Origin of the sequence: Runella rosea (assembly GCF_003325355.1) — a bacterium.
GTDB classification, from domain to species: Bacteria; Bacteroidota; Bacteroidia; order Cytophagales; family Spirosomataceae; genus Runella; species Runella rosea.
Genome location: NZ_CP030850.1, coordinates 4,249,508 through 4,271,877 on the forward strand (window position 1 = coordinate 4,249,508; position 22,370 = coordinate 4,271,877).

General features: G+C 43.7%; 16 protein-coding genes. 13 read left to right on the forward strand and 3 right to left on the reverse strand.

Annotated elements, in window-relative coordinates:
* Nucleotides 1-11 precede the first annotated feature (11 nt).
* The 9 genes from DR864_RS17850 (at nucleotide 12) to prfB (ending at nucleotide 11,643) form a co-directional block, all read left to right on the forward strand.
* Nucleotides 12-1,283 carry a dihydroorotase gene (locus tag DR864_RS17850; RefSeq protein WP_114068244.1) on the forward strand — a complete coding sequence of 424 codons (1,272 nt, stop codon included), beginning with the start codon at nucleotides 12-14 and terminating at the stop codon, nucleotides 1,281-1,283.
* A gap of 15 nt (nucleotides 1,284-1,298) precedes the next feature.
* Entirely contained in the window at nucleotides 1,299-1,838 is a 540-nt protein-coding gene (locus DR864_RS17855; protein ID WP_114068245.1) for a DUF4199 domain-containing protein, read from the forward strand.
* Nucleotides 1,839-1,842: 4 nt separating this feature from the next.
* Entirely contained in the window at nucleotides 1,843-2,934 is a 1,092-nt protein-coding gene (locus DR864_RS17860; RefSeq protein ID WP_114068246.1) for a hypothetical protein, read from the forward strand.
* A gap of 627 nt (nucleotides 2,935-3,561) precedes the next feature.
* Entirely contained in the window at nucleotides 3,562-3,966 is a 405-nt protein-coding gene (locus tag DR864_RS17865) for a hypothetical protein (RefSeq protein WP_114068247.1), read from the forward strand.
* A 172-nt stretch (nucleotides 3,967-4,138) separates the two neighbouring features.
* Nucleotides 4,139-5,221 carry an efflux RND transporter periplasmic adaptor subunit gene (locus tag DR864_RS17870; protein WP_114068248.1) on the forward strand — a complete coding sequence of 361 codons (1,083 nt, stop codon included), beginning with the start codon at nucleotides 4,139-4,141 and terminating at the stop codon, nucleotides 5,219-5,221.
* A 25-nt stretch (nucleotides 5,222-5,246) separates the two neighbouring features.
* Nucleotides 5,247-8,468 (forward strand): efflux RND transporter permease subunit, encoded by a 3,222-nt coding sequence (locus DR864_RS17875; protein ID WP_114068249.1) that lies wholly within the window; start codon nucleotides 5,247-5,249, stop codon nucleotides 8,466-8,468.
* Nucleotides 8,458-9,897 carry a TolC family protein gene (locus DR864_RS17880; protein ID WP_114068250.1) on the forward strand — a complete coding sequence of 480 codons (1,440 nt, stop codon included), beginning with the start codon at nucleotides 8,458-8,460 and terminating at the stop codon, nucleotides 9,895-9,897. Before DR864_RS17875 ends, DR864_RS17880 begins: the two co-directional genes overlap by 11 nt.
* 84 nt (nucleotides 9,898-9,981) lie before the next feature.
* Entirely contained in the window at nucleotides 9,982-10,431 is a 450-nt protein-coding gene (locus tag DR864_RS17885; protein ID WP_114068251.1) for a DUF4920 domain-containing protein, read from the forward strand.
* A 134-nt stretch (nucleotides 10,432-10,565) separates the two neighbouring features.
* A protein-coding gene (gene prfB / locus DR864_RS17890) for a peptide chain release factor 2 (protein WP_114070347.1) occupies nucleotides 10,566-11,643 on the forward strand; the annotation gives its coding sequence in 2 pieces (ribosomal slippage) (nucleotides 10,566-10,625 and nucleotides 10,627-11,643; 1,077 coding nt in all).
* Between the two features lie 92 nt (nucleotides 11,644-11,735).
* On the opposite strand, the gene DR864_RS17895 is transcribed toward prfB, so the two are convergent.
* A complete protein-coding gene (locus DR864_RS17895) occupies nucleotides 11,736-13,061 on the reverse strand; it encodes a RagB/SusD family nutrient uptake outer membrane protein (protein ID WP_114068252.1) in 1,326 nt (441 codons plus the stop codon).
* 21 nt (nucleotides 13,062-13,082) lie between these two features.
* The gene (locus DR864_RS17900) at nucleotides 13,083-16,268 is read right to left on the reverse strand and encodes a SusC/RagA family TonB-linked outer membrane protein (RefSeq protein ID WP_114070348.1); all 3,186 of its coding nucleotides are present in this window, start codon (nucleotides 16,266-16,268) and stop codon (nucleotides 13,083-13,085) included.
* A gap of 216 nt (nucleotides 16,269-16,484) precedes the next feature.
* On the opposite strand from DR864_RS17900, the gene DR864_RS17905 reads away from it, so the two are divergent.
* Nucleotides 16,485-17,249, forward strand: coding sequence for a DeoR/GlpR family DNA-binding transcription regulator (locus DR864_RS17905; RefSeq protein WP_205319126.1), 765 nt, complete (start codon nucleotides 16,485-16,487; stop codon nucleotides 17,247-17,249).
* 73 nt (nucleotides 17,250-17,322) lie between these two features.
* Here the strand turns inward: DR864_RS17905 and DR864_RS17910 are convergent, their stop codons facing one another.
* Nucleotides 17,323-18,561 (reverse strand): tetratricopeptide repeat protein, encoded by a 1,239-nt coding sequence (locus tag DR864_RS17910; protein WP_114068253.1) that lies wholly within the window; start codon nucleotides 18,559-18,561, stop codon nucleotides 17,323-17,325.
* Between the two features lie 96 nt (nucleotides 18,562-18,657).
* On the opposite strand from DR864_RS17910, the gene hpt reads away from it, so the two are divergent.
* From hpt to DR864_RS17925, 3 genes are all read left to right on the forward strand, one after another.
* Complete coding sequence (gene hpt / locus DR864_RS17915) at nucleotides 18,658-19,188, forward strand: hypoxanthine phosphoribosyltransferase (RefSeq protein WP_114068254.1); 531 nt, start codon at nucleotides 18,658-18,660, stop codon at nucleotides 19,186-19,188.
* A gap of 56 nt (nucleotides 19,189-19,244) precedes the next feature.
* Nucleotides 19,245-19,853: a HupE/UreJ family protein gene (locus DR864_RS17920; protein ID WP_114068255.1), complete on the forward strand. Its 609-nt coding sequence runs from the start codon at nucleotides 19,245-19,247 to the stop codon at nucleotides 19,851-19,853.
* A gap of 92 nt (nucleotides 19,854-19,945) precedes the next feature.
* The gene (locus tag DR864_RS17925; protein ID WP_114068256.1) at nucleotides 19,946-22,318 is read left to right on the forward strand and encodes a M1 family metallopeptidase; all 2,373 of its coding nucleotides are present in this window, start codon (nucleotides 19,946-19,948) and stop codon (nucleotides 22,316-22,318) included.
* Nucleotides 22,319-22,370: the final 52 nt, after the last annotated feature.

The following is a 22,370-nucleotide window of genomic DNA, read 5'->3' on the forward strand; positions in this document are numbered from 1 at the left end:
TTTTTAAATATATGCTACTGATTCGTTCTGTTAAGATTATTGATAGTCGCTCGCCTTACAACGGGCAAACGAAAGATATTTTGGTCGAAAATGGAAAAATTGCCCAAATTGGCGACCAACTTGACGCCCCAGATGCTAAAATTCTGACGGGCGACAATTGGCATATTTCTTCTGGTTGGGTAGATATGCGGGTATCTTCTCACGACCCAGGCCATGAGCATAAAGAGGATTTGACCACTGCCTGTGAAGCCGCCGCTGCGGGCGGTTTTACCGAAATCGCCGTGTTGCCCAACAGCCAACCAGCGTTGGATTCAAAAAATACGTTGGTTTATGTAAAGCAAAAAGCCGCCGACCAACTCGTGGCGGTACACCCGATTGGTGCGGTGACCAAAGGATGCGAAGGCAAGGATTTTACCGAGATGATTGACTTAACGCACGCTGGTGCCGTGGCTTTTTCGGACGGTGTTCATGCCATTCAAAATACCCACATTTTCCTCAAATCGCTTCAGTATTTGCAGCAAGTCAACCGGGTACTGATGAATCGCCCCGAAGATTTTGACCTGACGGTGTTTGGACAAATGCACGAAGGGGAAGTCAGTACGTTGCTGGGAATGCGCGGTATACCGTCGATTGCCGAAGAATTGATGATTATGCGAGATTTGAAATTGTTGGAATACGTGGGCATAAAAAGCCCAACTCCCCTACTCCATTTCTCAACCATTTCTACCGCCAATGCCGTGGCGTTGATTCGTCAGGCCAAAGCGCAGGGGTTGCCCGTTTCCTGCGATATTGCGGCGCACCAAATTGCGTTTGAAGATTCGCTTTTGACAGATTTTGATACGAATTATAAAGTCAATCCACCGTTTAGGCAGCAAAAAGACATTGATGCCCTGTGGGAAGGCATGGCTGATGGCACCATTGATGCCGTGGTTTCTGACCATAACCCTCAGGATGAAGAAGCGAAAAACCTAGAATTTGACTTGGCTGAATTTGGAATTATTGGGCTGGAAACGGCTTTTGGCGTGTTGAATACGTACAACAAAACGCTAAGTATTGAGCAAATTGTGGATAAGTTTACGCACCATCCGCGCACTATTTTACGGCTACCAACGCATACAATTTCAGAGGGAAGTTTGGCCAACTTAACGCTCTTTAATCCTGACCTAGAATGGGTATTCTCCAACACGCGTTCTAAGTCAAGAAACTCTCCTTTTTTTGGGCAGACCCTGAAAGGGAGGGCTTTATACGTAATAAATCGAAATAAAGTGGAGAAATGTGGATAACTCTGTGGATAAGTCATGGGAAATGTGATTAACTTTTTTAATAAGCCTATTTTAAAAATCCCGCTTGCTTTTGGCGTATTGGCGGGATTTGTGTGTTTTTTGTTCTTTTTGGTGGTTCAAAACCTAGAGAAATTCTCGGGAACTGGCCGGGCGCTGGACGTGGGGTTTTTCGCCATTATTATTGCGGCTGCCTGCTGGTATTACCGCAAAAATATCGGGAAAGGATACATGCACGCCTGGGAAGGAATTTCAATCGGATATGTCGTTTGGCTGACGGGGGCATTGCTGTGCGGGTATCTAACTTCTATGTTTTTTTACTTCTCACCCAGTGCCCTTGATAGATACAAACAAACGCTGCGCACTTCGTTGGTCACCAATCAGGCTGAGGCCATGAAAGTCTGGGGAAAAGAGATTTATCAACAAAAACTGGCGGATATTTCACAGCTTACCCCTTCAAGTTTCATTTTTGATGAATTTCGGTTTACGTTGTTGCTGGTTATCATTGCTATCTTGTTGATTGCGTTGATTTTCCGTAAAAAGCAACCTGAGGCATAAGCTGATGGCCGATAAAATTGTTCAAATAACGAAGGCAAAAGCCGAGCAGACCAAGACGCAGAAGGAATTTAATCGCTTGGTACAAAAAATTGAGACGCTCGAAAAAAGTATTGTAGAGTATCGAGAAACCATGACCAAAATCCAACAACGTGCTCTGACGGAGTTGGAACCTTTACGTAAACAATATTTCGAGGAACGCGCTCAACTTGTGTACCGTTTTGACCGGGCCTATGAATCGTCGTTTTTCAAAAAGAATGAAAGGGAAAAGTTAACCTATCTCATTCAGGACATTGCGTTTGAATTGATTGATGCGGCTGGAATGGAGGAGTTTAAGCCGATTTACGATAAATATAGCCCAGAAGGTGGCTATGATGCCGTCGTTGAAGAAGCCGAGCGCATCAACAATATGTTTTCAGCACTTGGCGCTGATTTTGGCGAAGACTTTGGGAAACATGCCCCCCCAAAAAAGTCAGAAAATTGGGATACGACAGAACACCAAGCAGCCTTTGAAGAGGAATATCAATCGAAAAAACAACGTACCCAACGTTCAAAGACGCAAAAACAGCTAAACCGGGAAGCAAAAAAGGAACTGGAAACCCGCACGGGTACCAAAGCGGTAAGAACGATATACCTTGATTTGGTAAAAGCGTTTCATCCCGACCGGGAAACGGACGAGACTGAAAAAGACCGCAAAACAGAAATTATGCAACGGGTGACCCAAGCCTACGAAAAAAATGATGTCTTAGCTTTGCTGCGGTTACAATTGGAGCTTGAGCGCATTGACCAATCACATATTGAAACGCTGGCAGAAACCCATCTCAAATACTACAACAAAATCTTGCGTGAGCAGACCAAAGAACTGGAAGAAGAATATGAGCAATTGCAGTTTCAGGCGCTTGCATTGGGGGGGCAGTCGGCCTATTTGATTTCAAACCCTTTTGGCTTAGAATTTGCTTTCAATGAGCAGGTGAATGAGTTTAAAAAGACCGTAAAAAACCTTAAAAAAGACCTCAAAGATTTGCAACATGATGAGGTTGTTCGGGCTTTTCTCAAAGTTTTCAAAATCCCAAAACACAATGATGGTGATGGGTTTTAAGATGGCTGATGAAAAAGTGCATACAAAGGCACTGTCTTCTAATTAAATGTTTTTTACTTCTTCAAATACTGATACTTCCATACTTCGGATAAGCCAATCCACTTCTTTGCTAATTAAAAATGCCTCACTATTTTTTTGCGCGCTACTTCAGAGGCAAATTCATCAATTGCTATTTGGCATACAATAAATAGATTTAATAAGCCTATTTAAGAATAATTTATCGATTGTAAATCGGCCCAAAATTGTCCGTCACCTCTATTTTTTCAGCGCTTAATTTTTAGAAGAGGCCTTCGTGGTAAATTAAAATATGTAAATATTTATAATTATTATTCATTGGTTTCTATGTGTAGGTGTCCACTTGGACATTTTAATTCTATTTTAATTTTGCTTTAATCATATTCTAACCGCGGGTAGTGCTATTTGTACACAGGGTTATAATGATAACAATATATAATAGCTTAATAGATATAAGTAATTATCCAAAAAGCAATCATGATCGCTGATTATTTAGACCGTTCTTGAAAAAAAACAGCTTATTCTGTTATAGATTAAATTGTTAATACACAATGTGTTATAAAAGACAATGCCAAATAATTTTACACACTTGCTTCTAAAATTATTTACACCATGATAAAATTATTTAAATCTCTATTTCCGTTGTGTGTGCTACTGGTGGGTGGATATATTCAACATCATGGAGGTACATTTTATGAATCTATCAATTCTTCTACTGTAAAAAATAAACAATATCTTATCGTTGAAAAAAAACAATATTCAGTTAGCAAACCTGTCTTATTTAATCAAGGGAAAAATAAACAGAATCGGATAACTGATATTGAAGAAAAGGAAAATGAAATAGTTTCTTTCAAAAAGTATTCATTATTCAGTAATAATGTGAATACTCCTTTTTACACTCAAACAGCTGAATACTCCTTCCAATATACCCAACTGCATTTTTTCTTTTTTAAGCTTTTTTCATATTATCCATCTTGTAAATCGCTCTACCTGATATTTGAGGTAATGCGAATTTGATATTAATAATTCAGCATAAAAACAAAAGTGCCCATCTTGCTATTTTACAGTAATTTACTGCTCGATTTGCTGTAAAAATGGCCTAACCAAGGCATAAACGTATGTAATAATAAGCATACCATTTCGGACGAATAAATATCAACAACCCATTTTTTATTTAATAAATACTATCATGAAGAAGGTTCTCATGCTCATGAGTCTGTGTGCGTTGGTGTACCAAACAGGCTGCGAATCTAAGCACGAAGAAAAAGAAGAAGAAACCCATTTTTTGGTTACGGCCCCTCTGAAAAAAGATACGACCATTACCAAAGAGTATGTAAGCCAAATCCATGCCATAAGTCACATTGAATTGAGGGCTTTGGAGAAAGGGTATTTACAGAAAATCTTCGTAGATGAGGGGCAATTTGTAAGAAAAGGGCAACCTATGTTTCAAATCATGCCCATGCTTTATGAGGCAGAACAACAAAAAGCACAGGCGGAAGCCAACTTTGCTGAGATAGAGTACCGCAACACCAAGGCATTGGCTGACAGCAATATCGTATCCAAAAATGAATTGGCCTTGGCAAAAGCCAAATGGGACAAAGCAAAAGCTGAATTGTCACTGGCTCAGGTTCACTTAGGTTTTACCGACATCAGAGCTCCTTTTGATGGCATCATGGATCATTTTCAGGTCAGGTTGGGAAGCCTCGTTGGCGAGGGTGATTTGCTGACAACGCTATCGGACAACAGTAAAATGTGGGTTTACTTTAACGTACCAGAAGCGGAATACCTGGATTACAAAACCCGATCAGAAAAAGAAGGCATGCTGAAAGTCGGATTACTCATGGCCAACAATAAGTTGTTTGAATATCCCGGTGTGGTTGAAACCATTGAAGCCGACTTTAACAACGAAACAGGGAATATTGCGTTCAGAGCGACATTCCCTAACCCTAAAAAACTGCTGAGACACGGAGAAACGGGTAATATTCAGGTGGTACAATCCCTTAAAAATGCGCTGATTATCCCTCAAAAAGCCACCTTTGAAGTGTTGGAAAAGAAATATGTTTATGTGGTAGACAAAAACAACGTGATTCGCTCAAGAGAAATCACCATAGCAGCTGAGTTACCGCACATTTTTGTTGTTCAATCTGGGCTGAAAATGGATGACAAAATCCTGCTAGAAGGCTTACGGCAAGTCCACGAAAACGAAAAGATACACTACAAGTTCTTACAGCCCGATTCTGTTATCTCCAATTTAAGCCTCTATGCCGAATAGGCTAGGTATTACAAAACAATAAGACATGTTCAATCAATTCATACGCAGGCCCGTATTCGCTATTGTAATATCGGTCATGATCGTCTTTATCGGGATATTAGCGATTGAGAAATTACCTATTTCTCAATTCCCGGATATCGCCCCCACCACGGTAAATATATTTATAGCCTATCCTGGTGCCAGTGCCGATGTATTGGTGAAATCTACGCTGATTACCTTGGAACAGGCCATTAACGGAGTTCAGGATATGCGGTACATTGCCACCGATGCTACCAGTGCCGGTGAGGCTACCCTTCGGATTATTTTTGAGCCGGGCACGGACCCAAATGATGCCGTGATTAGGGTGAAAACAAGGGTGGATCAGGTGATGCCCCTCCTACCCGAATTGGTTCAGCGCGAAGGGGTAATTATCACGCCTATTCAGCCCAGCATGTTGATGTACGTCAACCTTTATTCCAAGGAAAAAAGTATTGACGAAAAATTCCTGTTCAACTACGCTACCGTTAAAATGATTCCTGAGCTACAACGGACGAAAGGAGTAGCCAGGGCTCAAATATTGGGTAGTCGGAGATACGCAATGCGCGTTTGGTTAAATCCTGACCGTATGAGGGCTTATAATATTTCTACAGAAGAAGTAATGAAGGCAATTGGGGAACAAAGTATTATCGGCCGGCCTGGCCGGATCGGCCAAAGCTCCGGTATAGCTGCTCAGTCGCTGGAATATGTGCTTACGTATAAAGGAAGATACAGCGACCCGAAAGAGTATGAAGATATTATTGTTCGGGCCAATGCACAAGGGGAAAGCATCCATCTAAAGGACATCGCCCACGTTGAATTGGGAAGTGAATTTTTTGATATCTATTCCAATCTGGATGGCAAAGCATCGGCTGCAATTGTGATGCGGCAAAACTACGGCAGTAATGCCAGTGAGGTTATTGAACAGGTAAAAGCAAAATTGGAAGTAATGAAGGCTTCCTTTCCTCCGGGAGTAGATTACAAAATCAGTTATGATGTGTCTCAATTTTTGGATGCCTCTATTGAGCAAGTGATTGATACGCTGCGAGATGCGTTTATTCTGGTTGCCTTGGTTGTATTCATTTTCTTGGGCGATTGGCGTTCTACCCTGATACCGATTTTGGCGGTTCCGGTCTCCTTGATTGGGGCGTTTTTTGTGATTCAGGCTTTTGGACTTTCCATCAATTTAATTACACTTTTTGCACTGGTATTGGCCATTGGTATTGTGGTGGATGATGCCATTGTGGTGGTGGAGGCGGTCCACGCCAAAATGGAAGAAGAGCCGCATCTTTCCCCCTATGCTGCGGTAAAAAAAGTGCTTGGTGAGATTAGTGGAGCCATTATCGCCATTACGGCAGTTATGGTGTCGGTATTCCTGCCTATTTCATTTATGTCAGGCCCAGTCGGTACTTTTTATCGCCAATTCTCCATTACCATGGCCAGCTCTATCGTGATTTCGGCCTTGATCGCTCTGACGCTTACCCCGGTGTTGTGTGCGATGTTGCTGAAAAATCATCTGGGCGGCACTCCGCATGGACATGTCAAAAAGAAAACCCTGCTGAGCCGAGCGCTCGACGGTTTCAACCGAGGGTTTGATAAATTGACCGGAAGATACGTGGGCCTGTTAAAAATAATCGTGAGCCGAAGAGTTCTTACGTTTGTTATCTTATTGGCTTTCTGTGCAGGAATAGCTTATGAAAATAAAATTCTGCCGGCAGGTTTTATTCCAAACGAAGACCAAAGTACTATTTATGCGATTATTCAGACACCCCCGGGTTCTACGCTAGAAAAAACCAACGAAGTTTCCCGACGACTTCAGAAAATTTGTGAAGAAGTGGAGGGAATAGAGTCAGTGTCTTCGTTGGCGGGCTATGAGATCATGACGGAAGGACGCGGTTCCAATGCAGGTACCTGTCTTATTAACTTGAAACCGTGGTCGGAGCGCGAACACAACGTGAAGGAAATCATGGAAGAATTGGAAGTGGCATCCAAGGGACTTGGGGCTACGGTTGAATTCTTTGAACCGCCGGCCATCCCCGGTTTTGGTACGTCCGGCGGTTTTTCCATGCGCTTACTGGATAAAACAACAGATACCGATTACCGTGAGTTTGACAAGATCAACAAGGAATTCATGGAAAATCTGGGAAAACGCAAAGAACTCACGGGCTTATTTACCTTTTTTGCCGCGAATTATCCTCAATACGAACTGGAAATAGACAATAAATTGGCCATGCAAAAAGGCGTATCGATCGGGAAAGCGATGGATAACCTCAATATAATGATCGGCAGTACCTACGAACAGGGGTTTATTAAGTTTAACCAGTTTTTCAAAGTGTACGTACAGTCTGATCCCGCTTTCAGAAGGCTTCCAACGGATCTTTTAAAGCTTTTTGTCAAAAACGAAACGGGAGAAATGGTCCCTTACTCTGCCTTCATGAACCTTAAAAAAGGTCAAGGGCCCAATGAAATCACCCGTTTTAACTTATACAATTCCGCTGCTATTCAGGGCCTTCCTGCTAAGGGATATACAACGGCGGATGCCATACAGGCCATTCGCGAGGTGGCGGCTAAGACGTTGCCAAAAGGGTACGATATTGCTTTCGAAGGTCTTTCCTATGACGAAGCCGGCCGAGGCAATGAAGCCCTGTACGTGTTCCTAATTGTATTGGCTTTTGTCTACTTCGTGTTAGCAGCCCAGTACGAAAGTTTCATTATTCCTTTCGCCGTTGTGCTCTCACTGCCGGTCGGGGTATTTGGTTCCTTTTTGTTACTAAAGCTCATGGGACTGGAAAACAACATTTATGCCCAAATAGGACTCATCATGTTGGTGGGTCTGTTGGGTAAAAATGCAGTACTTATCGTTGAATTCGCCGTTCAGAAGCGCCATGAAGGAGAAACCATTCTGAACGCAGCCATTGAAGGAGCCAGGGTTCGTTTCCGTCCTATTTTAATGACTTCCTTTGCTTTTGTGGCAGGATTGATACCACTGATTACGGCAAATGGGGCAGGGGCTATCGGTAACCGTACCATTGGTGCTTCTGCCCTTGGCGGGATGTTGTTTGGAACCATTTTCGGAGTCATTATCATCCCTGGATTATATTACATATTCGGTAAACTAGCCGACGGTAAAAAGCTGATCAAAGATGAGGATGACGGCTCCTTGACCGAAGAGTTTGTCCACGCAATAGATCATTTTTCCTACAAAGATGAATCCACTGACCATGCTAAATAAAAGAATAGTAAATTATGTTGGGGTAGCAATCATTGCCCTAACGTATACTTCCTGTACTGTGCCGACTTTGGTTCAGAAAACAGAGCATAAACTGACAGCCATGAGTTATGGTAACTCTCCGGGCGCTGATTCTATCAATACCGCAAAGGTGTTGTGGAAGAATTATTTTACCGATCCCTACCTGATCGCGCTGATTGATACCGCTTTTAAAAACAATCAGGAATTGAATATTACCTTACAGGAAATAGAGATTGCCCGAAACGAAGTAATGGCCCGAAGGGGAGAATATCTGCCTTTTGTGGGGTATGGCGGTACGGCCGGAGTTGAAAAGGCGGCCAGATACACCCAAGTGGGAGCCAGCGAAGCAAACATTGATATAAAACCGGAGAAAGAAACGCCAGAGCCCCTGCCCAATTTTGGAGGGGGACTTTACGCACGATGGGAAGTTGATATTTGGCACAAACTGCGCAATGCGAGAAAGGCGGCCGCAACTCGATATTTAGCCACTGTGGAAGGAAAAAACTTCATGTTAACCAATCTCGTTGCCGAAATTGCCCGTTCTTATTATGAATTACGAGCACTTGACAGTCAACTGGATATTGTGCGACAAAACATTGAAATTCAAAACAATGCACTCAAAATAGTAAGACTGGAGAAAGAATCCACGCGGGTGACTGAATTGGCCGTGCGGAGGTTTCAGGCTCAGGTACTCAATACGCAAAGTCTGCAATATGGTATTCGGCAAAGAATTATCGAAACCGAAAACAGAATCAACTTTTTACTGGGTAGATACCCGCAACCCATTCCCAGAGATAACGGAAATTTTGAAACGTTGACACCAAACATTACTCATGCAGGTATACCGTCACAGTTGTTGGAAAACCGACCTGACATTAAGCAAGCCGAGTTATTGTTGGAGGCAAGCAAAATAGATGTACAAGTGGCTAAGGCGAATTTCTACCCGTCTTTAGGTATTTCCGGTAGTTTGGGTCTTCAGGCGTTTAACCCTGTTTACTTGGCAAAACTGCCTCAATCGTTAATGGCCTCTCTGGTAGGAGATTTGGCGGGACCGTTAATCAATAAAAATGCGATAATCGCTACGTATTATAATGCCAATGCCAAGCAGATACAGGCCATTTATAATTACGAAAAAACGGTTTTGAACGCCTATATTGAGGTGGCTAATCAATTGTCAAACATTGATAATCTGGGGAAAACCTATGAGTTAAAAGCGAGTGAGGTACAGGCACTTACCCAGTCTATCACGATCTCCAATAACCTTTTCAGGTCTGCAAGGGCCGATTACATGGAAGTGTTGTTGACGCAACGGGATGCCCTTGAATCAAGATTTGACTTGGTTGAAACCAAAATGCAGCAAATGAATGCCACAGTCAACATTTACCGCGCCTTGGGTGGTGGATGGTATTAATGTAATGCTCGTTTTTATTTACACCATCAAAAGTCACCAAAATAACAAAATTGATTATTTTTGTTGCAGAAAAACGATAAAACCATGAAAAAGCTAATCATTGCCGCACTTTTAACTGTTTTTTTAGCAAGTGCTTACGCTCAGGAAAGTTATTTTGGCGAAAAAATTAACGATAAAGGCGCTGTAGCTGCTGCTGAGTTGCCAAAAAAAATAGGCAATAAAGAAAAAATGACGGCTAAAGTAACGGGCACCGTTGAATCGGTATGTCAAGCGAAAGGCTGTTGGATGAAAGTAAAAACGACCGATGGGCAAACCATGCGGGTTTCTTTCAAAGATTACGGCTTTTTTGTACCGAAAGACATTGCCGGTAAAACCGTTGTGATTGAAGGAGAAGCCAAAATGAAAACCACACCCGTGGCTGAATTGCAACATTATGCCGAAGATGCCGGTAAAAGCAAAGCTGAAATCGCTAAGATTACGGAGCCTAAACACGAACTTACCTTTGTGGCCGATGGCGTAATTGTAAAGAAGTAATATGCTCATTAAATGAAGCGGTCAGTCGGTTTGAACCGACCGACCGCTTTTTATTTGTACCTTTGCCGTTCTAAAAAAGAGTGAATACCTTGTTTTTGCTCGATTGTACAGTTTATAAATTTATCATTGACACTATGACAACAGAACAGTTGAAAGACTTGAAAGCCCGTGTTTCGGCTTTGAGGGGGTATCTTTGACTACGATACCAAGAAAGAACGATTGACCGAACTACAACAGATTCAAAGTCAGCCCGAGTTTTGGAATGACAACACCAAGGCCGAACAAACCATGAAAGAAGTACGTGGTTTGAAAAGTTGGACCGAAAGCTACGAGTCCGTCGACGGGCGTCTCGGTGATTTGGAAACTTTGCAGGAATTTCTGGAATTGGGTGAAGCCACGGAAGCCGAAGTAGAAGCCGAATACCAAGCCATGCTGAAAGCGTTGGAAGAAGTCGAACTGAAAAAGATGCTTTCCAACGAAGAAGACCAGCTTAACGCCGTACTCGAAATCAATTCGGGGGCGGGAGGTACAGAAAGTCAGGATTGGGCCGAAATGCTTTATCGAATGTACGTTCGGTGGGCCGAAAAACACAATTATAAAGTCACGCAGATTGATTATCAGGATGGCGACGGTGCAGGTATAAAGTCGGCTTCTATTCAGATTGAAGGGCCGCAAGCTTATGGATATTTGCAATCCGAAAACGGTGTGCATCGTTTGGTGCGAATCTCTCCGTTTGATTCTAATGCGCGCCGACATACATCATTTGCGTCGGTATATGCTTATCCCTTAATTGATGATACGATTGATATTGAAGTCAATCCCGCTGATATTGAATGGGATACGTACCGTTCGGGCGGTGCGGGTGGCCAAAACGTGAACAAAGTGGAAACTGCCGTTCGCGTTCGTCACAAGCCTTCTGGACTCGTTATAGAATGTCAACAAGAGCGCAGTCAGCACCTAAACCGTGATTTAGCCCTGCGTTTGTTGAAATCAAAACTGTACCAAATTGAAGTAGAAAAGCGCAACGCCGCCCGGGCAGAAGTAGAAGCTTCCAAGAAAAAAATCGAATGGGGCTCGCAGATTCGCAACTACGTGATGCATCCTTACAAACTCGTAAAAGACGTACGCACTGGTGTTGAAACCTCTGACGTACAGGGCGTAATGGATGGCGACTTAGATGAGTTTATCAAAGCCTATTTGATGTTGCAGTAATTATGTATGACATCGCTGACGGTTTATTAACAAAAAATCCCTGTCGTGAGGCAGGGATTTTTTGTATAGTTATGCATGAACAAATTCAGCACTTAAATCGCGGGATCGGCAGGGGTATTGGCTCCGTTGTTATCTCGTTCAACCAATGGATAAGGGTAGAAAGTACGATTTCGCTCGATTTGAGAAGCGGTATTGCCAGCAACTGGGGCCAGACGATTGAAACGTCGGCTGTCTTCTAATCTCAATCCCGACAGGTACAGTTCAATACTACGCTGACGATAAATTTCGGTCAAAATAGCATCGGCCGTGTTGGCACCTGCGTACTCAGGCAATGCTGCCCCAATTCCCCACGCATCAGTGGTTTTGGTTAGGACTGCGTTCAGAGCGGTTGTGGCAGCCGCTAAATCATTTAGACGGGCACTCGCCTCGGCACGAATCAACAACATTTCTCCTGGCAAATACACTGGAATGCCAGCGTTGTTGGCGGTAAAGAAGCTGGCGCGTCCTAGATTTACCCCACCTACTGGTACCCCAGCGGGATTAGACAAATAAAATGCCAATCGTTTGTCGGTAGCTATTGGACGTAATGCTTCAGGCAAGCCCAATGTAGCATTCAGTGGTTCGGTCACGTTACGGTTTCCGAAGGTGTTGAAAAACAGCGGGTTTTGAACAGCATCGTCAAAATTAAACAATGACTTTTTAGTCAAATCAACTTTGTTGGCGGCCGCCAAGGCTTTGGCATTGTCGCCAGTCATAATGCTGAAACGGGCAATCAATGCTTGAAGGGTATTTGCCAAATCAATTCCTGGAACGATACGGCCTGTAAACGTAGTTGAAACGGGCGTGGCAGCGAGGGTTGTTGCCGCCGATTCAAGCGTACGAACCGCTTCCTTTAATGCTTCTTCGCGGGTTACAAATTTGGCATTGTCGGCGGTTTCTACGGGTAACTGCTGCCAAAATTGGGCCTGAGTACCAAGCGCCAAGGCTCTGAATATGGAAGCATAAACCGTAATACCGCTCTTGGTCCCTGCATCGCCAGCTACACTGCCTACGCTTTTCAAGATTAAATCGGCATTGGCTTTCACCAATTGATTTTGTGACCATAAATTACGCAAAACGCCATTGCTAGGCGTTACGTTAGCACCGCCGATCCTGAGTTGATCTTCATCGGTGTTTCCTGCGTTCAAAACGGTCAACTCACGAGTGGTAAGGCCGCTGGCCGTAATGGCATTGTAAAGAATTCCCGCGCGGGTACTGGTATAACGATATTGTAATCCGTTACAAAGCGTAATTAAGCCGTTGAGGTCGGTCGTTACCTGCGTTTCACTCGCAGCGCTCGGGTTGAGGTACTCTTGGTCACAGGACGTAGCCGTGAGCATAAGTCCTGATAAAATGGAATATAGGATTATCTTTTTCATAGAAAAATTCACGGTTTCAAATTAAAACGATAGGTTCAACTGCACTTGATAGGTACGAGGAATGGGCACGTTACCGAAGTCAACTCCGCGCAAAATATCGCTGTTGTTTCCAGCGTTGGTTTCAGGGTCAAAACCGTTGTATTTATCCCAAGAAATCAGGTTACGTCCAATCAAAGAAACGTTCCAAGTCGTGATTCCCTTTACTTTAGGCAATTGGTAAGTAAGAGCCAACTCACGTAATTTGGTAAATGAGCCATCATCCACGCGATATTCTTCGATGTTGGCTAGTGAAAATACGTAACCACGTGCCATGGTTCCGAGCATTTCCGCTTCCGCGATGTCACCAATACCCACGTTGTTACGTGTGCGTTTGTCGGCGTTGAACACCTGTACACCCTGAACAGCATCCAATAAGAAGCGAAGACCCACTTTTTTATAAGTAAAATTTCCACTGAACGAACCTGTCCATTTTGGGTTGGGGTTTCCGATAACCGTCCGTACAAAAGCACCTGTAGGTTGCCCATCAGCAGCGCGACTCACGGTAAATTTAGTAGGATCATTGGGGTCTTGGGTTCCGCGCTCGCGCTGGGGAAGATTTTGAGGCGTCAAGAGTAGTGAGCCGTCGGGATTGTAAGCATATGGCCATCCATAAAATACACTTGCAGGTTGACCTTCAATCAAGAACACTGGCGCGCCTGCTGAGTTGCCGATGGTAAGGGTTGAAGTTTTGGGATTGCCTTGGTCAATGTCCAAAATTTTGTTACGATTTTGGTTATAAATCACCGTAAAGTCGGCTGAGAAATCGTTTTTCTTTACGGCCAATGCGTTCAGACTGATTTCAAACCCTTTGTTTTCCATCGTTCCTACGTTGTTTACTATACCAGTACCACCCGTTGAAGGAGCTAATTCACGGTTAACAACGAGGTCTTTGATTTGCTGGTTATAGACCGAAACACCGATGTTCACTCTACTTTTCAAGAACGAAAGGTCAGCTCCCACTTCAACTTCTTCCATCCGCTCTGGACGTACACGAGGGTTGGCCAAGGTACTGCCTGGTATAATGGTGTTTTTGCCTAAGAACGGAACGGGTGAGAATTGCCAAAAACGGCTATAACTTCCAATTCCAGTCAAGTTCCCCGCCTGTCCGTACGAAGCGCGAAGTTTGAAACCATCCCAAATGCCAGTCAGGCCGCTGTTTTCCCAAAAACCTAAGTCAGATACGACGAAGCTACCGCTTATTTTAGGATAGGTTTGGTTGGTTTCGGCGGGCGAGAATTTAGAAGAACGGTCGCGACGAATAGCCCCAGTAAGGAAGGCTAAGTTTTTGTAACCAATGGTTGCCTGCGCAAAGAAACCGCTCAAATTATAACGGTCGAGGCCATAACCTGCCGTTACGGTGGTGCTGGCGGCTCCGCTTACCGTTTCGATGAATGGTGCGGTATTCAGACCGCTTGCCCGGGTAAAATCAGCTTGGTAAAACTGATAGTTGAAACCGGCCGCCGCATTGATTTTAAGGTCTTTGCTTAGGTCGATTTCGTAAGTAGCGTTAATATCACTGTTGAATTGTGTTACGTTATTGGTGGCATTCGCGGCAAACCCATCAGGATAGCGCTCGGCGGGTAGTCCAGCTACCGCTTGGTAAGGATACGGAGGAATATAATTTTTCCCTAATTGAGAATAGGTGTCAACTCCTACAATCCAGTCAATTCCTAATCCTTTGATAGGCGTAAGGTTTAGTTGTGCGTCGGCAATCGTGCGGTTTACGGCTTGTGTAAACTGCATGGCTTCTACCGTAGTCAATGGGTTGACCCGGGTTGGTTCCACCGCCAACAAGTTACCGGCGGCATCGCGTTGTGTGATGTCGTAAATGTTATTGGTAATTGTTACGGAGTTAATGGGGCTATAAAACACGTTTCCGTTGGGTTTTTCATTCGAGAAGCTGTTGGAATAATTTAACCCTGCCGATAGTTTAGCCCAATTGGTAAGTCGTTGGTCAACGCGTGCGCGCAAGCCAACCCGCCGAAAATCAACTCCTTTCACAATTCCTTCGTTTTTCATGTAAGAAGCTGAAACAAAGTACTGTGTGCGGTCTGTTCCTCCTGAAATGGAGACGGTGTTGTCGTTGCCGAGTCCTGTGCGGAAAATTTGGTCGAAATAATTATAGCGGGTTACGTCCACGAGGTTGGAAGCTAATTGCGAAGTAGCACCATCGCGTACAATTCCTACGGTCGTTGTGCCAGGGTTGGCTGCGATTTGGGCAGGTGAAATGACACCAATGGTGTGTAAGCGCAAATCTCGGAAACCGAATTGTTTGCCAAGCGTTGAAATAAACACGCCTTTTCGAAGCTCATTGGAAGAAAAACTTGTCGAAAAGTTGATTTTAGGAGCACCTGATTTACCGCGTTTGGTCGTGATAATCACTACTCCATTGGCGGCCCGTGAACCATATTGGGCTGCGGCCGCAGCCCCGTTAATGACGTTTAGGCTTTCAATATCATTGGGGTTGATGTCGGCCAAACGGTTGGTGCCCAGAGATGTATTGGGGGCTTGGCTTCCCAAAGAAAGGGCTAGTTGTGACACAGAAGAAGTTTCGTTGTTGACGATTACCCCGTCAATAACGTACAAAGGATCAGAGCTTCCTTGAATGGATTTCACCCCGCGTAGACGAATCGTAATTCCACCCGCTGGGTCACCAGAGTTTTGCGTGATTTGCGCTCCTGGTACTTTGCCTTGGAGGGCGCTTACTAAGTTCGGCGTTCCTGATTTTTCAAGATTATCGGCCTTAATGGTCGTAATGGCATTTCCCAACTGACGGCGCTCAGCGCGTAAGGTAGAACCTGTTACGACCACTTCGTCCAGATTGAGTTGGTCTTCCCGCAGAGATACATTGATGATAGATTGGCTGGAATTAACGTCGCGGCTAACCGAACTGTAACCCACGGCGCTGAAAGTTAGTTTTACATTTCCTGTCAAAGGCAGGGTAAACTCGCCGTCTATATTTGCGGCGGTTCCTGTCGCAGTTCCTGGTACCTGTACCGTAGCTCCAGGTATTGGCTGCCCGTTGGTGTCGGTTACTTTTCCTTTTACGGTATAAGATTGGGCCCAAACGCTAAGCGAAAATAAAATCGCCAGGGTTGTTCCAACCGTTCGCCGCCCTACCAAACGCAGTCTTTCTGCATTGTTTTTAACGTAATTGTTTTGGCTCATAGTGGTTGAAAAAAGATTGTTTATTGAAATCGGCAAAAAGCCGCAATAAATATGCAAAAAAACTGCACATCTCGACACAAAAATTTGTTTTTTTTCACTAATTATAAGTTTTTTGATAAATAAACCATAGATTTTTACTGGATTTTGCTTTTTTAGATAAAAGTAGTTGTTATAATTGCATTTTTTTGCAGGTTTACATAAAAGTGAAGTATTAATATGCACCAAGTCCAAGCGCACATGCTGAAACGAGAACGTCAGGCATTCATAATGAAACAAGTGAACCTGCATAACCGGGCTTTGTCGGCTGATTTAGGAGCAATGCTAAATGTATCTGAAGATACAATTCGTCGGGATTTGAATGAATTAGCAGAGGCGGGTGAATTGATAAAAGTACATGGAGGTGCATTGTCAAAATCATATCATTATGATTATGTTCCGAGTAGTACTTATGCCTTTTCTGAGAAAACAATTATTGCCCAAAAAGCGGCTTCATTGATTGAAAATGGCATGTTTGTGATGATTGGCGGGGGGACCACCGTGCGAGAATTGGTAAGGGCGTTGCCGCAGAATTTACACGCTACTTTTTTTACGGTAAGCTTAACTACCGCGTTGCAACTCTGTGACCACCCTAATGTAGAAGTTATTTTTTTGGGGGGTAAATTGGTAAAAAACTCTCAAATAAGCGTGGGCGGTGAAGTAATCAGTCGAATGAATGACATCAATGCAGATTTGTGTATTCTAGGTACCAATTCTATTGATAACGAGGGGATTACGGATTCTGATTTGGAGGCAGTTCAGGTAAAAAAAGCGATGATAAAGGCCTGTAAAAGAACGGCTATTGTAACCATTAGTGAAAAACTTGGGAGCACTCAACGCCTTCGCGTTTGCGAACTAAATGATATTGATTTCTTAATCACTGAGCTCTCTCCCGACTCTCCTCGATTTAGTAACTACACCCAAAGCGGAATGATTATTTTGTAGATAAATCATCCATAAAAAACGCGAAAGAAACCAAATAATTCGAATCCTTTCGCGCTTTTATGATTTAAAAAAATTAATTTCGTTGTTTGCGGCGTTCCTCGCGCCGTACTTTATTGAGATTTGAGAGTGCGTCTTTTGCTTCCTTCACTTGGGTAGATTTTTTCTCGCCTCTGTCTACCGCTGTTTTGTAGTATTCACGGGCAGCATCATAATTCTTTTCTTTCTCGGCAATTCGTCCCAATCCTACCAAAGACGCTAAGTAATAGCCTGAGGTAAAGGCTTTTGCCTGCGTGGAGTAATCAAGCGTTTTCTGATAGTACAGTTTGGCTTTAGAAAGATCGCGGTGGTAGTTGTTGGCATAATAGGCCAACACGTACGCGGCATTTCGGCCGCTTACGGCCTCATAACCCGTTTTTCCCGCGTCAATTTTCCCCAAAATGCTGTTTGCTATTTTCTCGGCTTCGTCGGAGTTCCCGCGTACAAAAGCTGAGCGTAAATAATAGCGCTCAAAATACGGATTGTCGGGGTAGGTTTCCCAAGAATACTTGGCCAAATCATACGATTTTGCGTATTGATTTTCATAGCCATAAATCTGCAACAGAAAATAGCGGGCTTCGGTCCTTGTATAAAACGCGTTGTTACCGACTTTTTCCAGTTGTTGGATACCGGTTTGTTTATTCCCTTTCGGAAAAAGCCATAAAACAGGCTTCAATAGCGGATAATTGTCGGGAATCCATTCGGCAAAATAATTGAATAAACCGTCTCCAAACAGCAACTCAGGGCTAATTTCGCTCTGTCCCTTGCAACGTTCTAAATATTTAAGGGCATTTTTTCCCGCAAAAGTAGCCCGTGACCAGTGTTTGCGCTCGGAGTGAATACGTCCTTTAAAGGCATAGGCCGCCGCCAAAAAGAAAGAAGGTTCAATTTTATTTTCCCGAATATCGTACAGTTTTTCGGCCAACGTAATGCAAGTATCCATGAGGGCAATGCAACGGTCGTCGTAGCGAGTGTCGTCGGTGTTAGGAACGATTTTCCACCATTCGGCCAGTCCCATTAAAAAATAGGGCATCGGATGGTTAGGGTAGCGATAACGTAACCAGCGGAATTCGGCATCGGCCTCGGCAAATTTGAAGTTGTACAATTTGTTGATGGCTTCCGTGGCCTCAATTTGTACGCCAGGATTGGAGAGAAGCATTTCGTATTTGCTGTCAAAATCGGCAGATGCGTACAATTGTGCTTGCGCGGGCTTCATGACCACTATAAAGATGCATGTAAAGCCGAATATCCAATATTTTAAACTGTTCTTTTTCATGGTCTATTATCTTTGCTGTACCGTATTAACGTAGTTTTCTTTCGGACAGTTTATAAATTTAAGTTTTTTTTAATAATTTTTTAATATTTCTCAAACATGCAGGTCGTCAAAGACAAACAGTTTGTGCCATTCATTGACAAACAAACGCTGGAAGAACGTATTGCTGAAGTGGGCCGCAAAATTAGCGAAGATTACCGAGACAAAACCCCCCTTTTTGTGGTCGTACTCAATGGAGCATTCCTCTTTGCAGCGGAGCTTATAAAAAACGTTCCTATCCCCTGCGAAATTACATTTGTTCGGGTTTCTTCGTATTCAAAAACCGAATCCACTGGACAATTGAAGGAAATTTTGGGTTTGAAAGAGTCGATTGAAGGCCGACACGTGATTATTGTGGAAGATATTGTGGATACAGGCCTGACGATGAACAAACTGCTTTTTCAGCTTTCGGTTCAAAAACCAGACTCTATTCAGGTTGCGTCGATGCTCTTTAAGCCAGCAGCTCTCAAAACTCCGCTAACGGTAAAATACGTGGGTTTTGAAATAGAAAATCGGTTTGTAGTTGGATATGGTCTTGATTATGACGAGCAGGGACGAAACCTGGATGCGATATACGTACTGGCTGATTAATTTTTCGATATTTTTTATTTGATAAGTAACTTTTTACCCACATCTCTCTACAGTTTATGTCTGAATTTCAAGCCTATCTTCAACTCGGATTTTCCCACATTACCGACCCCAACGGCTACGACCATATATTGTTTGTCATTGCCCTTTGCGCCATTTATGCTTTCAGAGAATGGAAGAAAGTATTGGTTTTGGTTACCGCTTTTACACTGGGTCATTCGGTGACCCTCGCCCTGGCTACGCTTAAAATGATTACTTATAGTTCGGCCTTCATTGAATTATTGATTCCGATTACGATTTTCATTACGGCCGTATCAAATTTTTCAGAAAAGAGTACGGGCGAGCCAAAATCCCCCAAACTGAGGTATGTATTGGCGGCCTGTTTTGGCTTAATTCACGGCATGGGTTTTTCCAACTACCTGCGCAGTTTGCTGGGCGACCAAGATAGCATTGTGATGCCGCTGTTTGCGTTCAATGTTGGGTTGGAATTGGGTCAACTTGTGATAGTGGCCATTGCCTTAGCCATTGCCTCTCTTTTTGTTGATGTCATAAAGGTCAAACGCCTCACTTGGAACCATTTGATTTCGGGAATTGTGGCTGGTATGGCGCTTTCTTTGATTTTGGAAAATGAAGTTTTTCGAACTTTTGTAGGCCTATCCGTAGAATAATGTCGCTGAAAAAAGGGTAAGTGTCTACCTATGAGGGCGATTTTTGCTATTTTCTTTTATTTTTACAACCAACAAACTAATACCAACTTCCGATGAGAAAACAGTTTATTTTTTACTGGCTAATGCTCACAGCCAGCGGTTTGCTAGCCCAACCTCCAGCGGGCAATTACAACGCCAACTCACGTTTTGAACAATTGGGGGCATCGCTTCCTACCCCAAACACGACACGCACCGCGTCGGGTGCGCCAGGTAAGGACTTTTGGCAGCAACGTGCTGACTACGACATCAAAGCCGAATTGGACGATGAAAAACGCAAAATCACGGGAACCGAAACCATTACGTACTTTAATAATTCACCCGATGAGCTGAAGTACGTTTGGTTGCAATTGGACCAAAATTTATTTGAAAAAAACTCAATTAATGCTACTTCCCAAAATAATAGCATACAAAACCAAATGTCATCCAATGCCGTAACGGGGTTAAATGCCCCCAGTTCGGTTAGAGGAAGTGTTGCTGGTGATTTTAGCTTTAAAATTACTTCAGTCAAAGACCCCAAAACGGGTCAACCGCTCAAACACACCATCAACGGTACGATGATGCGTATAGAGCTACCTATGGGTATTAAGACGGGCCAATCGTATGCTTTTTCGGTGGATTGGAACTACTTTATTAATGAATACTATGGACGGGCGGGTTATGAGTTTTTTCCGAAAGACGGTAACACCAATTATTTTATTGCTCACTGGTTTCCGAGAATGTGCGTTTATGACGACGTGAACGGTTGGCAGCACAAACAATTCTTGGGTCAAGGAGAGTTTACATTGACTTTTGGTAATTATAAAGTAGCATTAACTGTGCCCAATGATCACATCGTAGGAGCAACGGGTGAATTACAGAATGCCAATCAGGTGCTCTCTGCAGAGCAACTTAAGCGGATGGAAAAAGCCAAAACGGCTACGCGCCCTGTGTTGATTGTGAGCCAGGAAGAGGCTGAAAAAGCCGAAAAAGGCAAACCAACGGGCAAGAAGACGTGGGTTTATAAAGCCGAAAACGTGCGTGACTTTGCCTTTGCCACAAGCCGTAAGTTTATCTGGGATGCTATGCAGATAGACCAAGCAGGCAAGAAAGTGATGTGTATGTCGCTGTATTCAAAAGAAGGAAATCCGCTTTGGGGACAGTACTCTACGATGGTGGTAGCGCATACTATACGCTCTTATTCAAAGTATTCGGTAGATTACCCTTATCCAGTGGCTTATTCGTGCCATGCCAGCGGTGGTGGAATGGAATACCCGATGATTTCGTTCAACGGTGGGCGACCAGAACCAGACGGCACCTATTCAGAAGGAACCAAATACGGGATGATTGGGGTGATTATTCACGAAGTGGGGCATAATTTCTTCCCTATGATTATCAATTCAGATGAGCGCCAGTGGGGATGGATGGACGAGGGCTTGAACACCTTTGTACAGTACCTTGCCGAAAAAGAATGGGATAAAGATTTTCCAACCCGAAGAGGAGAACCGCAGTTTATCGTAGATTACATGAAACAGGACGCCAAAAACCTGGTGCCTATCATGACCAGCTCCGACAATATCATGCTTTATGGTCCCAATGCTTATGCAAAGCCAGCCACAGCCCTCAACATTTTGCGCGAGACTGTCATGGGACGCGAGTTGTTTGACTACGCCTTTAAAGAGTATGCACGTCGTTGGGCGTTTAAAAATCCGACCCCTGCTGATTTCTTCCGCACTATGGAAGATGCCTCAGGAGTGGATTTGGATTGGTTTTGGAAAGGTTGGTTTTATGGCACAGAGGCAGTTGACCAAGACTTAGTCGAAGTGGAATGGTTTGCGTTGGATACCCAAAATCCCGAAATCAACAAAGCAGAAGCAAAAAAACAAGCTGAAGCCAAACGCAACACCGTGGCCCGCCAGCGCGACAAAGACTACATCAAAGAGTCAGTTGTTGATAAAAATCCCGATATGAAAGATTTTTACAACACGTATGACCCTTACAAAGTGACGGAAGCCGACAAGAAAAAATACGACACCTATTTGGCAAGTTTAACGCCAGATGAGCGTAAGTTGGTCGAATCGGGAGTGAATTTTTACACTTTGAAAGTAAAAAATAAAGGAGGATTGCCCATGCCTGTGATTGTGAAGATGCAATTTGAGGACGGAACCGATTCTGTAGCAAGATTCCCAGCTGAAATCTGGAGATTGAACGACCAAAATGTTTCTAAAGTTATTACCAGCAAAAAGAAAGTCGTTCAATGGACATTGGATCCGTATCGTGAGATTGCCGATATTGACGAAGAAAGCAACAGTTTTCCGCGTCAGCCGGCTCAACCGACCAAATTCCAATTGTTTAAATCACAGGGATTCCAGCGCGGACCCAACCCGATGCGCGAAGCTCAGCAAAGCCAGCAACCGAAAACAGGTCAACAAGGCGGCGCTAAGAATTAACAAACGTAGGGGTTAGGTTATTCCCTAGGCATAAAAAAGGGCGAAAGTTACC

Coding starts and splice junctions, on each gene's coding strand:
- DR864_RS17870 (WP_114068248.1), top strand. CDS start 4,139: ATGAAGAAGGTTCTCATGCTCATGAGTCTGTGTGCGTTGGTGTACCAA.
- DR864_RS17865 (WP_114068247.1), top strand. CDS start 3,562: ATGATAAAATTATTTAAATCTCTATTTCCGTTGTGTGTGCTACTGGTG.
- DR864_RS17850 (WP_114068244.1), top strand. CDS start 12: ATGCTACTGATTCGTTCTGTTAAGATTATTGATAGTCGCTCGCCTTAC.
- DR864_RS17920 (WP_114068255.1), top strand. CDS start 19,245: ATGTCTGAATTTCAAGCCTATCTTCAACTCGGATTTTCCCACATTACC.
- DR864_RS17880 (WP_114068250.1), top strand. CDS start 8,458: ATGCTAAATAAAAGAATAGTAAATTATGTTGGGGTAGCAATCATTGCC.
- DR864_RS17895 (WP_114068252.1), bottom strand. CDS start 13,061: ATGAAAAAGATAATCCTATATTCCATTTTATCAGGACTTATGCTCACG.
- DR864_RS17925 (WP_114068256.1), top strand. CDS start 19,946: ATGAGAAAACAGTTTATTTTTTACTGGCTAATGCTCACAGCCAGCGGT.
- DR864_RS17900 (WP_114070348.1), bottom strand. CDS start 16,268: ATGAGCCAAAACAATTACGTTAAAAACAATGCAGAAAGACTGCGTTTG.
- DR864_RS17860 (WP_114068246.1), top strand. CDS start 1,843: ATGGCCGATAAAATTGTTCAAATAACGAAGGCAAAAGCCGAGCAGACC.
- DR864_RS17905 (WP_205319126.1), top strand. CDS start 16,485: ATGCACCAAGTCCAAGCGCACATGCTGAAACGAGAACGTCAGGCATTC.
- DR864_RS17875 (WP_114068249.1), top strand. CDS start 5,247: ATGTTCAATCAATTCATACGCAGGCCCGTATTCGCTATTGTAATATCG.
- DR864_RS17855 (WP_114068245.1), top strand. CDS start 1,299: ATGGGAAATGTGATTAACTTTTTTAATAAGCCTATTTTAAAAATCCCG.
- DR864_RS17910 (WP_114068253.1), bottom strand. CDS start 18,561: ATGAAAAAGAACAGTTTAAAATATTGGATATTCGGCTTTACATGCATC.
- DR864_RS17885 (WP_114068251.1), top strand. CDS start 9,982: ATGAAAAAGCTAATCATTGCCGCACTTTTAACTGTTTTTTTAGCAAGT.
- hpt (WP_114068254.1), top strand. CDS start 18,658: ATGCAGGTCGTCAAAGACAAACAGTTTGTGCCATTCATTGACAAACAA.